Raw genomic sequence first — 13626 nt, forward strand, 5'->3', positions numbered from 1 at the left:
AAAATCATTAGAAAAGAAAGAGGTCTCACACTTACATTGAGAATGAACTCATAATGTAAACAGATGTTTCGCGGTTAATATATTGAAACAGTTTTATCATGTCAACCCACTAGTACATGAATCCAATCCATCCAGTTGGTTTGTATTTTGTACAATTATCATTTATTTACAGAAAATAACACCCACACATTCAACATGCCGTTATTCACGATTAACAAAACCCCTATCATCCATTAACACGAGATGTTTTAACAAATTCCACTCAAAACATATTCACACTTACATTTTTACAACCATATAAATGGTTGCATGTAAATTAAATGGAACGTATTTGCAGCATTTCCTTTTAGGCGGAATGACTCCCTATACGCGAGGTTTGGCCGTTGTTTCTCTCACTACCAACTTGGCTTCCAATTCATAGCATTCTTGAACAGATTCATGCTCTAAGGAGGCAAGTAAATATTCCGCAGCACGTTCACCCATTTCTCTCGAAGGGACATGCATTGTTGTTAACGCTGGCTGAAAATGCGAAGACAGAGCTAAGTCATCAAAGCCCACAATGGATATTGCATCCGGCACTTTTATACCCTGATGTTGCGCTTCCAGTAACGCACCCATCGCGATGATGTCATTACCACAAACTATGGCTGTCGGACGTGACTCCATCGCCAAAAATTTCTTCATAACTTGTCTGCTTTCAGACAAATCGTAGTGACATTCAACAATACGATCTTTGGTTAAATGAATTCCAGCTTGCTCCAACGTCGCCAAGCACCCGTCTAGCCTGTCTCTGGTACGGTCGTTATCGTGAACGATACCTGGGATCACAGCAAAACTCTTATGCCCCAAATCCAACAAATACTGAGTGAGGCGGGACGACGCGAGATGATTGTCAAAACCAATGCAAGGATGCCCAAGATCGGGTTTATACGACCACGTATAAAGGTAAGGAATCTGTTTTTTTTCGAGGATATCAAATAGCTGCGAGTGATGTTCAGACCCGACCAACATTAGTCCCTCAACCCCACGAGTAACCAGCCGTTCAGCTTGTGCCAACTCCTCATCCAACGAGTAGTCGGAACTCGCAATAAACAGCGTAAAGCCTTTTTCCTGCAATCGACGCTGAAATGCTTGAATGCCTTCTGCAAATATTGCGTTGTCTAACGTAGGGACAATCACACCAATAGTTTTCGTCCGCTGAGATGCCAATGCTTGCGCGGCACCGTGTGGAATATAACCCAGTGACTCAATCGCCTTTTGGATCAACACCCCACGCTTTTCACTCACTGAATCTTGATTGGCGAGATAGCGTGAAACTGTCGCCGTAGATACGCCTGCAGCTTTCGCTACATCCTCGGCTTTTGGGGAATCTGATGTTCGTTTTTGTAAGCGCTTACGTGCTGTATTTATCTCTTTAGCCATCGTCCTGTTTTCATTAGCTTCTTCTAAGAACGTCTCAATAGTGAGCTCTATATGGACACTATCTAATTATAGCCGTGTTGAAAAATTAACCTGCCAAAAACTTGACAGAGAATTTGTTCCACAACTACGCTTCAAAATGTAACCGCTTACATTTAACATCCTTGTTACATCGCGGTTACTACTATAACTAACAATAAGTAGCCACATTGTGCAGTTACACATGTTATGAGGTTGAATGTATGAGCTCTGTTTTTAACATCAAGAAGCGTTACTTACCTTCTCTTTTCTTCTTTTCTCTGTATTTGCTCAATGTCATTGGCACCAAGATTCAGATTGCTTCAGGGGATTCAAATATCTTTCGTGTTAACGATGTTTGGGAGTTTTTGTTGCTCCTGCTTACCTCGTTGACTTTCGTTGTCGCCATGCTGTTTGCAGAAAAAGACGCTGACGGTGTTTCGACTAAGTAACTAAAAACGCAGAAAGGAAGTAGATATATGTCTGTTCACAATAAGGATGACTCCCCACAGAATGCAGAGCGTCGCCGTTTCCTGGAAATAGCAAAAAAAGCCGGGTTTACGGCCGCTGTCGTCGCAGGTGCCTCCGGTGCCTTGTTATCCTCGACAACAGCACAAGCTGCGGTTAACGAAGAACGAGAAAGACAGAAACAAGCCAAGTACACCATGACCATCGCGACGGCGTATATCATCGGTGCATCACGCAGCTACCCTATCATGCAACTCGATTTTAAAGAGAACATCCAGAACATGACTAACGGTGCAGTTTACGTAAAACTGGCACCGGGCGGTCAACTTGGGGCGGGTGGTGCATTAGCACAGAAAGTTCAAGCCGGTACCATCCAAGCAGCGCAACACTCTCTTTCTAATTTTGCTCCTTTCGCGCCTGCGGTTGATCTTATCAACATCCCTTACTGGTGCGGCGAGAACCAGAAATTTATTAATCTGGTCACGTCTGACGCATGGAAAAAAGAAATCCATCCTAAAGTGGAAGCAAAAGGCTTCAAACCACTTTGGTATGTGGTTATCGACCCTCGTGTTGTCGCCTTGCGCAATGGCCTTGAAGGCCCAATCAAAACCCCGGACCAGATGGAAGGTATCAAATTCCGAGTACCGGGTTCTAAAATCCTGCAGCAATTCTACCGCCTGTTAGGTGCTAACCCTACACCGGTTGCTTGGGGGGAAACCCCATCAGCCATCAAGCAAGGGGTAGCTGACGCTCTCGACCCATCAGTAGAAGCTCTCAATGTTTTCGGCTTCAAGGATGTGCTTTCTTGGGTAACGTTTAACCGCTCAGTCCCTGATTCTCAGGTGTTTTCTTGTAACCTTGAGTGGTTCAATAGCCTCCCACCTGATATCCAAGAAGGTATTGAATTCGCAAGTGAAGTGACCTCGTTGCAAAACCTTGCAAAAGTGCCAGCCGCACGTGCTTATGCCATGGCTGAACTGAGCAAGGCAGGTGTTCAATTCTATGCACCTGACAAAGAGGAAATGAAACTTTGGGCGGCGAAAGCTGGCCACCAACTCCCTGCTTGGGATTCATTTAAGACTGAATTGGCAGGCTCAAAAGCGGCGTTCAATAAACTGTTGGATGCTGCTAACAACAATGACGGCCCGTTCGTACACGATGTGTAAACGCTGAGTAAACCGCTGTTTGGGTGAGGTCTGCTCCACGCTCACCCAAACAGCTCCACTCGCTCTATCTGAAACGGACGCTGGACGAACGAAATGAATCTCTTAAAACAAATCGATGAGAACGGTGAGAGGTGGTTATTGCTGTTTTTCTACACCACCATCGTACTCACTATTGCTATGGAAGTTTTGCGACGCTTTGTCTTCAGTTACTCCTCAATATGGGGAGAAGAAGTCGCACGCTACGCTTTTATTTATCTCGCTTGGGTAGGCGCATCAGCAGCTGTAAAAGAACGCGCGCATATTCGCATTGATGTTCTGCTTCACTACCTCCCTAACCGAGGGAAAGCCGCTATCTACTTATTGGGCGATGTCGCCACATTGATCGTCGCACTGTTTGCACTTTATTGGTCCATTCACCCTATCGAAATTTCTTTGAAATTTGGCTCCGTCACGCATGGCTTAGGGATCAGCCAAGCGTGGTTCATGGCAGCCGTACCGTTAGGTTTTTCAATGATGATATTCCGATTGGCGCAGTCCATGCGTCGGGATATTCGCAGCCTCGCACAGAATACGCCTGTGTTTGAAGGCAACAAGCTGTTTGACTAGGAGGCACGGATGCTGAATTACTATGTTCAACAAACCTCCATCGAACTTGGCTGGGAGTTTTATGGCCCCGTGATCGCCATGTTGGTGCTGATAGCACTCGCTGTGCCGGTCTGGGTATCGTTAGGATTGGGTTCCATTGCCCTGCTCTTTATCACTGAAGTTTTGCCACTGTCACTGTTTGGTGAATCACTGTTTGATGGCATTGATGCATTCGCATTGATTGCTGTACCACTCTTTATTCTGACAGGTGACGTGCTCGTTCGTACTGGATTGTCTAATAAACTGCTCGATGTGGCAGAAGCCAGTGTGGGCGGTGCGCGAGCTGGCTTTGGTAGCGCGACGGTATTGGGTTGTGGTTTCTTCGCCTGTATCTCAGGCTCGGATGCTGCGGGTGCCGCTGCGGTAGGTCGCATGACCATCGACAGATTGGTTCAGCAAGGCTACCCCAAACCTTATGCGTGTGCGTTGGTTGCGGCAGGTGCTTGTACTGGCATCCTTATCCCACCTTCCATCGCTTATATCATCATTGGCTTAGTGCTAGGTATCTCTGCCTCAACGCTGTTCTTGGCGGCGGCAGTTCCCGGCATCATGGTTATGATGGCCATCATGATGACAAACGTAGTGATGAACCGAATCCACGGCTACGAAAACGCACGACAGGGATTCTCCATCAAGCGTTGGTTCTCGGTGATCGTTGACGCTCGCTATGCTCTGCTTGTGCCAGTCATCATCCTAGGTGGTATTTACACTGGTGTATTCACGCCAACAGAAGCAGCCGCAGTTGCCGTTGTGGTGACCATTATTATCGGTTTGTTCCAAGGCACGTTGAAAATCAGCGACTTCCCAAAAATGCTGGAAAGCTCGGCGAAGGTAAACGGGGTTATCCTGCCAATCATCGCGTTAAGTTTACCCTTGGCGCAAACGCTGGCGGCATTGGAAGTACCACAAGCCTTTGTGCAAACCATGACATCGTTTACTGACAGCCGCACTGTGCTGATCCTCATTATGATTGGCATCTTGATTGTCGCTGGCTGCTTTATGGAGACAACGCCAAACATTCTGATCCTTTCACCCATACTGCTTCCGCTCGCGAGGGAGATAGGTATGGCAGATGTGCAGTTCTGCATCATGATGGTAACGGCTCTGGGTGTGGGCTTTATAACGCCACCACTTGGGCTAAACCTCTTTGTTGTCTCCGGAATAACAGGGACCTCGGTACTTAAGATTGCCGCGCGATCGGGGCCTTACGTGATTTCCATGCTAACGGTAGTTCTACTACTGGCGTTTATCCCTGAGCTTTCGCTCTGGGCATTGTAACAGATTGAAATTATTAACCTTCCCGGCTTATTCCCGAATAAGCCGGACAGGGAAGTTGCACCCAAAATTTAACGAGGAATTTAACGACATGGCTGTTAAGTATCTAAAAAAAGCAGAGAAAACTGCTGCGACAGGTGAAGACGACGTCCGCGCAATCGTCGCCAATATGCTGAAAGAAATCGAACAGGGTGGCGAAGAAACCTGTATCGAATACACCCGCAAGTTCGATAATTGGCAAGGCGACATCGTCGTGTCACAAGCCGACATCGACGCAGCGGCAGACAAGGTGCCTGAGCAACTGAAGAAAGACATTCAATTTGCCTACGACCGCGTTCGTGATTTTGCACAGGCGCAACTCGATAGCTTGTCAGAATTCGAAACTGAGCTTTCTCCAGGGTTGTTTGCGGGACAAAGACTCATTCCTATGCAGGCGGCTGGCTGTTATGTACCTGGTGGTCGTTACTCTCATATCGCATCGGCAATTATGTCTGTTACCACAGCCAAAGTGGCTGGCGTCGACCATGTCGTTGCCTGTTCACCACCGGGGCGCGAAGAAGGTGTACATCCAGCCATCCTTTATACCCTGAACCTTTGCGGAGCTGACACCATCCTTAACTTAGGGGGCGTGCAAGGGATCGCTGCCATGGCGTTTGGTCAGTTTACAGGGCATCCCGCGGATATTTTAGTAGGACCGGGCAACCAGTTTGTCGCAGAAGCCAAGCGTCAGCTTTACGGCCGCGTCGGCATCGACATGTTTGCGGGCCCTTCCGAAGTCATGGTCATTGCGGACAAAGACGCAGACCCCGAATTGGTTGCCGTTGACCTCATTGGTCAAGCAGAACACGGTCCGAACACACCGGCGTGGTTGCTTACAGACTCTGAGGAGTTAGCTGAGACCGTCATGAAGCGCTTGCCAGAATTGATTGCTGAGTTGCCCGAACTCAACAGCAAATCTGCCGAGGCCGCTTGGCGTGATTATGGCGAAGTCATTATCTATGACACTCGCGAAGAGGCTGTAAAAGTCAGTGACGAATATGCTTCTGAGCATTTAGAAGTGCACGCTGCCGATCTGGATTGGTGGCTTAAAAACCTGCGCAACTACGGTTCGCTCTTCCTTGGTGAAGAAACCAATGTCGCATTTGGTGATAAAACCTCCGGCCCTAACCATATCCTGCCGACAAAAGGAGCGGCTAAATACACAGGCGGTCTTAGCGCAGGCAAATTCCTCAAGGTTGTGACCTACCAACGCTCAACCCGAGAAGCCAGTAAAGATGTGGCTCAAGTAACGGCGCGTATTTCCCGCTTGGAAGGTATGGAAGCACACGCAAAAACGGGAGATGCACGCCTCGCGAAATATTTCCCGGATGAGCAGTTCAACCTGCAACCGGAATAAGCAAGGAGCAAAGAATGGCAGGCAATGTAATAAACCACCTTTTCAGTCTTGATGGCAGTGTCGCCCTTGTTACAGGTGCTGGCTCAGGTATCGGACAGCGCATCGCGTATGCACTGGCAAAGGCGGGAGCAAAAGTTGTACTGGCAGGGCGTCATGCCGAAACGTTAGCACAAACGGCCGCTCTCATTGCTGGCGAAGGTGGTGATTCAGCGATTGAGACGGTCGACCTACTCAATCGCGACACGTTGCCCCAATTCATTGAGCGCGTGAACACCAATTTCGGCGCGCCGGACATTTTGGTGAATGCGGCTGGCGTAAACCTGCGCCAGCCTGCGGACGACATTTCTCTGGAAAGTTGGGACATGACCATCAACTTAAACCTGTCTGTTCCCTTCTTTCTCGCGAAAGCTTGTCTTCCCGGCATGCGAGAGAAAGGGCGAGGGAAAATCATCAATATTGGCTCATTACAGTCTTATCGCGCCTTTGCCAACTCCGTGCCATATGGCGCGTCAAAAGGCGGTGTCGCACAACTGACCCGTGCAATGGCCGAGGCATGGGCTAAAGAAGGGATAACGACAAATGCCATTGCGCCGGGGTTCTTCCAAACACCGCTCACTGAAAAGGTATTTAACGATAAGACGCTTTCTGAACACCATGCCTCAATGACGGCAATAGGCCGAAATGGGCAATTAGAAGACTTTGATGGCTTGACCATTTTTCTCGCCTCTCGCGCGTCAGATTATATCTGCGGGCAAATGATTTCACTGGATGGCGGCTACACAGCAAAGTAGGGAGAGGACGTAAATATGGACATGAAAGCACTGGTATACACCGGCCCTCAACAAATGGCGTACCGTGACGAACCCATGCCGACACCAAAAAGCGGCGAGGTATTGGTTGAAATCTGCGCGGTGGGTATTTGCGGTTCCGATTTGCACGCCTACCTAGGCCACGACGATCGACGCCCTGCCCCACTGATCCTTGGTCACGAAGGGGCAGGCATTGTGCGAAGCGGTGAAATGGACGGACAAGCCGTGGTCATTAATCCGCTAGTCAGCTGTGGCGAGTGTGACCACTGCCTAACAGGGTACGCCAACCAATGCGGTAAACGAGAAATCATTTCCATGCCACCTCGTGAAGGCGCATTTGCCGAGTTTGTCGCCGTTCCAACACGCAATCTCGTGCCTGTACCAGACGGTATGTCACTCACTAAGGCCTCACTGGCCGAACCCATTGCTACAGGCTGGCACGCCGTTACAAAAGGCGCGCAACTCAGCAAGCGTCCATTGGTTGAATGCAAAACCTTGGTTTATGGCGGAGGCGCAGTCGGTCTGGCCGCGGCCCTGTCCCTTCATGCGCAAGGCTGCAAACAGATTTACCTAGCTGAAACGAATGCGCTTCGTCGTGACACTGTCAATTCAGCCAATGTCTGCACCGTTTTAGACCCACTAACAGACGACGCAATCACCGCGAATAGCATCGATCTTGTGGTGGATTGCGTTGGAAACAAACATACACGAATGGGGGCATCTGCTGCGGTAAAACCCGGCGGTGTGATCATTCATGTTGGCTTGCAAGACAGCGTGGAAGGGTTGGATGTTCGCAAGTTCACCCTGCAAGAAGTGACGTTTGCAGGCAGTTACACCTACACCATGCAGGACTTCAAAGCCACGCTAGAAGCGATGCATAACGGCGCGCTCGGCGCGCTTGACTGGATTCAGGAACGTCCGCTCAACGAAGGCGCAGACGCTTTTGAAGATTTGCTTAATGGCCGCATTGCTGCTGCGAAAGTAGTTCTGCGACCGGAAGAGTAACCCAAGAATAGAAAGATCGTTTATTTCAAAAGGAGATGAAAATGCAAAAACCAGATTTTCTCGTCCACGATTCGACCGACTCTGTCGGCGTGATTGTGGTTGAGGGCTTAGAAGCTGGCCAAACACTTGTCGGATGGGTCATGGACACGGACTCTACCATCGAAGTCCTCGCACTCGATGCTATCCCACTCGGTCACAAAGTGGCACTCAATGATATCAAGGATGGCGACACTATCCTGAAGTATGACAACGACATCGGTAAAGCAATCGCGGACATCGCTAAAGGCGGACATGTTCACGTTCAAAACGTTAAAACTAAGAGGTGGTAAGCCATGAGCAACTATAAATTTATGGGCTATCGCCGCGAAAATGGCCGTGTCGGTGTACGTAACCATGTGATTATTTTGCCATTAGATGATTTGTCGAACGCAGCTTGTGAAGCTGTTGCCAACAACATTAAAGGCACATTGGCGATTCCTCACCCATACGGACGCTTGCAGTTCGGTGAGGATTTGGAACTGCACTTCCGTACTTTGATTGGTACTGGCTGCAACCCGAACGTCGCTGCAGTAGTCGTCATCGGTATTGAGCCAGAGTGGACAGCCCGCGTTGTTGAAGGCATCGCAGAATCAGGTAAGCCAGTTCAGGGCTTTGCTATCGAGCAAAACGGTGACATCAACACCATTGCTTCTGCGTCTCGCGTAGCAAAAGAATATGTTCAAGCAGCGAGCGAACTCACCCGTGAAGAATGTGATGTGAGCGAGCTTTGGATTTCGATGAAGTGCGGCGAGTCTGATACCACATCTGGCCTCGCGGCAAACCCGACCGTAGGTAACTTGTGCGACAAATTGTCAGCTCAAGGTGCAACCTTGTGTTTCGGTGAAACATCAGAGTTAACCGGTGCAGAGCAAATTTGTGCAACGCGTGCTGTTTCTCCTGAAATCGGCGAGAAGTTCCTCAATACATGGCAGGCGTACATGGATGAGGTGATTGAACCGCACAAGACCTCTGACTTGTCTGATAGCCAGCCAACCAAAGGCAACATCTTAGGCGGCCTAACCACCATCGAAGAGAAGGCGTTTGGTAACTACCAGAAAATCGGTAAAACCACGCAGTTCGTTGACGTACTGACACCAGCGGAACGTCCTGCAGCAGGCCCTGGCCTCTACTTTATGGATACATCTTCTGCCGCAGCGGAATGTGTGACCTTGCAAGCGGCCGCAGGCTTTGCCGTTCACCTGTTCCCAACAGGTCAAGGTAACGTTATCGGCAACCCGATTGTGCCTGTGATTAAAATCACCGCCAACCCACGTACCGTGCGCACCATGGGCGAGCATATTGATGTCGACGTCTCAGGTATTCTAGCCCGCGAGCTGAATATGGACTCTGCGGGTGATGCACTCATCGACATGACACTTCGCACTGCAAACGGCCGTTACACGGCAGCAGAATCTCTTGGTCACCGTGAGTTCGTGCTGACCAAACTGTATCGAAGCGCATAAGCTACTACACGGTGCTGGGCTGCCAGCACCGCCTCTATTTCGCAAGATATTCGTTTTCATGGAGGACGCGTTATGCGCATAAAGATCGACCCTACTGACGCCAAATATCTTGTTTCCTTAGCGTTGGAAAACGTAGGGGTTTTACACGAAAGTGCTGTTTCCGTCGCTAACGCATTAATACAGGCGGAGATAGACGGACAACCCGGGCATGGGATTTCTCGCCTTAGCGCATATATCGACCAAGTTAAGGTAGGCAAGGTCATGGGAGATGCGCAACCCAAAGTCACCATTCCAAAACCTGCTATTTGCCATATCAACGCGGAACTAGGCTTTGCTTTCCCTGCCATGGATAAACTCGTCAGTATTTTGCCCGCAATGGCAAGAGCACAAGGATTAGCGCTGGGCGCAGTTTATCGGTCACATCATTTTGGACAAGCAGGTTTTCATGCCGAACGTATTGCCAAGCAGGGCTGCATTGCGTTGGTGTTTTCAAACAGCCCGAGTGCCATTGCGCCATGGGGAGGCCATCGGCCAATTTTTGGTACTAACCCCATTGCATTTGCTTGCCCGCGAGCAACGTCTCCCCCTCTCGTCATTGACATGAGTCTAAGCAAAGTCGCACGCGGTAAAGTACTGCTGGCCCGCAAAAACGGTGAATCCATTCCGGACGATTGGGCTATCGATGAACACGGCAAACCGACCACAAACCCTGACGAAGCAGTTAAAGGTTCAATGTTACCCATCGGTGATGCAAAAGGTGCCGCACTGGCATTGATGGTGGAAATCCTCTCAGCATCGCTGTCTGGCGCACTGTATGGTTTTGAAGCATCCTCATTTTTCGATACCGAAGGTGACCCACCAGCCATTGGCCATGCCGTGGTCGCCATAGACCCTTCCAGCACAGGCCCACACTTTGCTGAGCGTATTGAGATGCTACTGAATGCGATGACAGAGCAAGACGGAGTAAGAATTCCCGGCAACAAACGGCTTCAGCGAAGAGAACACGTTTTGGCGAACGGCCTTGAACTCGCGGACACACTCTACGAAGAACTAATCGAATTAGCCCATCACTCACACGCTTAAACAGGATGTTTTATGCTTTCTTCCCTTCGACGACAAGTGCCTGACGGACACGCGTTGAAAAATACAATAAAGAGCCTTGCGCCTGGTTTATTGCTCGCTGTTACGGTTGCTGCCGCAGCGACTTTTCTCGCCTCACATTATGCCGCACCACAAATGCTATTCGCGCTGTTACTCGGCATCGCCTTTCACTTTCTCGCCACCGATCCTAAGTGCCAACCGGGCATTGAATTCGCGGCTAAAAAAGTACTGCGATTTGGGGTGGCACTTCTGGGGTTACGTATCACGGTTGAAGAGATGATGTCACTCGGCTGGGAGCTGCTCGCGTGGGTTGCCGCAGGCGTTGCTCTGACCATTTCTATTGGCATGCTCATCGCCAAACTTTTCGGCCGACGTGTTCAATTTGGCATGTTAACGGGAGGGGCGGTTGCCATTTGTGGTGCATCTGCAGCCTTAGCGATATCCGCTGTATTGCCAAAGCACAAATACAGTGAACGAAATACCCTGTTTACCGTTATTGCCGTCACGGCGTTTAGTACTATCGCCATGATCATTTACCCGATTCTCGTCAACGTGCTTGGGTTTGATGACAGACTCGCCGGCATTTTTCTAGGAGGCACGATTCACGACGTCGCCCAAGTCGTTGGTGCAGGTTACTCTATTTCACCGCAAGCAGGCGAATACGCCACCATTACCAAGCTCCTCAGAGTCGCGCTATTGGTACCCGTCATTCTGCTGCTTTCCCTTTATTTCCGTAGCCATCCTGACAAGGATTGTGAAAAAGCCGACATTCCCCTTCTGCCCTTTTTCGTGATAGGCTTTTGTGTCTGCGTCGCCATAAATAGCACCCATATTCTTCCGGCAGGCGTAACAAGTTCGTTGTCGAGTCTGTCTTCTTGGTGTCTGGTTTCAGCCGTCGCGGCACTCGGTATCAAAACCTCGGTGAAAAAACTGTTTACGATTGGGTATGAACCCATTCTGATGGTTGTTATTGAAACATTTGCCATTGCCGCATGGGTGTTATTGGGTATTTATCTCATAGGTTAACGTCCCAGTTTTCAACGATATTGCGCATTTCTGTTTAGAAATGGAGCGAAAGGGTTCGCTGGGAAACGACATACATTGGAAGTGTGGATGACCCATAAACAACCTATCGCTATCGGGATCGATTTAGGCACAACAAACAGTGCGATTGCTATCTGGCGTGATGGCAAAGCGGAAATCATTCCGAACGCTCTCGCACAGTACTTAACACCCTCTGTCGTCAGCGTTGATGATGACGGCCAAGTGTTGGTGGGTGATGCCGCCCAATCTCGCCTTATCACTCGCCCTCAAGAAACCGCCGCTGCATTTAAACGATATGTCGGTACGGAAAAAACCTATCAGCTTGGGAAACACCGTTTCTCACCCACAGAGCTTTGCGCACTTATTTTGCGTTCGCTAAAAGCCGATGCAGAGGCCTACCTTGGCGAGCCTATTCGAGAAGTCGTCATTTCGGTGCCAGCCTACTTCAGTGACCAACAACGCAAACAAGTGCATCACGCTGCAGAACTCGCAGATTTAATCGCGGTACGACTTATCAACGAACCTACCGCCGCCTGTCTCGCATATAGCCTTCATGAATCTCACGAGCGACGTTTCCTTGTGTTTGACCTTGGCGGTGGCACGTTTGATGTCACGGTTGTTGAACATGCCGACGGTTTTGTTGACGTGCGCGCTTCAGCAGGTGATAACCGTTTGGGCGGCGAAGACTTTACCCAATGTCTCGCTGATTTTGTTATCGAGAAAATCAGTAAAGACGGTGCCGATTTCTCACTGGCTGATAAGGCTAAAATCCTTCGTGCGTGTGAAGACGCAAAACGTGAAAACGCCTCGGAATTTAGTGTTTCCCTGCCAGAGCCTTTTTCTGACAACATCTCCCTCACCCAACATGAACTTGATGGTGTTTGGAAATCTGCACTGTTGCGTCTGTCGCAGCCGTTACGCCAAGCACTCAGTGACGCGAGGATTTCCCCACAAGACATTGATGAACTGATTTTCGTTGGGGGAGCAACACGCCTTCGCCAAGTTCAACAATTAGCAACGCGACTCATCGGCCGCTTCGGTCAATCGTCACTTGACCCCGATCTCGTTGTCGCCATGGGCGCAGCAACACAAGCCGCTTGCCGACTGCGTGACAAAGCAGTTGAAGAAATCGTACTCACCGATGTCAGCCCATTTAGTTTGGGGGTAGCCTCTAACCGAAACGGGCAAGTGGATGTATTCAGCCCGATAATTGAACGGAATACTGTCATACCGACCTCTCGCGTCGAACGTTACTACACCACTTCAGATAACCAGAACAAAGTGCGTATCGCCGTGTATCAGGGTGAACGTTTTTGGGTAAGAGAGAACATCAAAATTGATGAGTTCGAAATAGATGTTCCTGAAAACAAAGCGGGTGACGAGGCGATTGATGTGCGATTCAGTTATGACATCAATGGGTTGCTTGAAGTCGATGTTACCGTCGTTTCCACGCAAAAATGCACACAGAAAATCATCGATAGAACGCCAGTTGGCATGAGCGAAGACGATAAAAAAGCCAGCCGTGAGAGACTTGCGGCACTAAAAGTACACCCAAGAGACAAACTGCCCAATATTGCGCTGTCAGAAAAGCTTAATCGACTCTATGAAGAAAAGCTCGCGGATGAACGCTATCTGGTCGAGCAACTCATTATTCAGTTTACTCAAGCCCTTGATAGCCAAGACGAGCGAACAATCCGAGATGTGCGTGAAGATGTAAACAGGCAGCTTAAGATCCTCGGTTACAAATAGGCGTTTTGTCGCTTAGGTACGGTATCGAT

The 13626-nt window shown here is 49.3% G+C and carries 13 protein-coding genes; 12 read left to right on the plus strand and 1 reads right to left on the minus strand.

The genetic code is table 11. The features are described 5' to 3' along the window. Positions 1-363: 363 nt before the first annotated feature. Positions 364-1422: a LacI family DNA-binding transcriptional regulator gene (locus tag LRP49_RS01980; protein WP_274139818.1), complete on the minus strand. Its 1059-nt coding sequence runs from the start codon at positions 1420-1422 to the stop codon at positions 364-366. 239 nt (positions 1423-1661) lie between these two features. Here LRP49_RS01980 and LRP49_RS01985 point away from each other — a divergent pair, with 239 nt between their 5' ends. The 12 genes from LRP49_RS01985 to LRP49_RS02040 all read left to right on the plus strand — a co-directional run bounded on the left by LRP49_RS01985 (position 1662) and on the right by LRP49_RS02040 (position 13597). Then, a complete protein-coding gene (locus LRP49_RS01985; protein WP_274139819.1) occupies positions 1662-1889 on the plus strand; it encodes a hypothetical protein in 228 nt (75 codons plus the stop codon). Between the two features lie 27 nt (positions 1890-1916). After that, positions 1917-3071 carry a TRAP transporter substrate-binding protein gene (locus tag LRP49_RS01990; RefSeq protein WP_274139820.1) on the plus strand — a complete coding sequence of 385 codons (1155 nt, stop codon included), beginning with the start codon at positions 1917-1919 and terminating at the stop codon, positions 3069-3071. Positions 3072-3164: 93 nt separating this feature from the next. Continuing rightward, positions 3165-3677, plus strand: a complete 513-nt coding sequence (locus tag LRP49_RS01995; RefSeq protein WP_274139822.1) for a TRAP transporter small permease — start codon at positions 3165-3167, stop codon at positions 3675-3677. Positions 3678-3686: 9 nt separating this feature from the next. After that, positions 3687-4994, plus strand: a complete 1308-nt coding sequence (locus LRP49_RS02000) for a TRAP transporter large permease (protein ID WP_274139823.1) — start codon at positions 3687-3689, stop codon at positions 4992-4994. An 88-nt stretch (positions 4995-5082) separates the two neighbouring features. Next, entirely contained in the window at positions 5083-6387 is a 1305-nt protein-coding gene (hisD, locus tag LRP49_RS02005) for a histidinol dehydrogenase (RefSeq protein WP_274139824.1), read from the plus strand. A gap of 14 nt (positions 6388-6401) precedes the next feature. Then, positions 6402-7178, plus strand: coding sequence for an SDR family NAD(P)-dependent oxidoreductase (locus LRP49_RS02010; RefSeq protein ID WP_274139825.1), 777 nt, complete (start codon positions 6402-6404; stop codon positions 7176-7178). A 15-nt stretch (positions 7179-7193) separates the two neighbouring features. Next, entirely contained in the window at positions 7194-8201 is a 1008-nt protein-coding gene (locus LRP49_RS02015; protein ID WP_274139826.1) for an alcohol dehydrogenase catalytic domain-containing protein, read from the plus strand. Between the two features lie 41 nt (positions 8202-8242). Next, positions 8243-8530: a UxaA family hydrolase gene (locus LRP49_RS02020; RefSeq protein ID WP_078753842.1), complete on the plus strand. Its 288-nt coding sequence runs from the start codon at positions 8243-8245 to the stop codon at positions 8528-8530. A 3-nt stretch (positions 8531-8533) separates the two neighbouring features. Beyond that, positions 8534-9703, plus strand: coding sequence for a UxaA family hydrolase (locus LRP49_RS02025; protein WP_274139827.1), 1170 nt, complete (start codon positions 8534-8536; stop codon positions 9701-9703). Positions 9704-9775: 72 nt separating this feature from the next. Continuing rightward, positions 9776-10786: an Ldh family oxidoreductase gene (locus LRP49_RS02030; RefSeq protein WP_274139828.1), complete on the plus strand. Its 1011-nt coding sequence runs from the start codon at positions 9776-9778 to the stop codon at positions 10784-10786. Between the two features lie 12 nt (positions 10787-10798). Then, positions 10799-11830 carry a YeiH family protein gene (locus tag LRP49_RS02035; RefSeq protein ID WP_274139829.1) on the plus strand — a complete coding sequence of 344 codons (1032 nt, stop codon included), beginning with the start codon at positions 10799-10801 and terminating at the stop codon, positions 11828-11830. A gap of 87 nt (positions 11831-11917) precedes the next feature. After that, a complete protein-coding gene (locus LRP49_RS02040) occupies positions 11918-13597 on the plus strand; it encodes an Hsp70 family protein (RefSeq protein ID WP_274139831.1) in 1680 nt (559 codons plus the stop codon). The last annotated feature ends 29 nt before the right edge of the window (positions 13598-13626 follow it).

The organism is Enterovibrio qingdaonensis, assembly GCF_028683135.1.
GTDB lineage: Bacteria > Pseudomonadota > Gammaproteobacteria > Enterobacterales > Vibrionaceae > Enterovibrio > Enterovibrio qingdaonensis.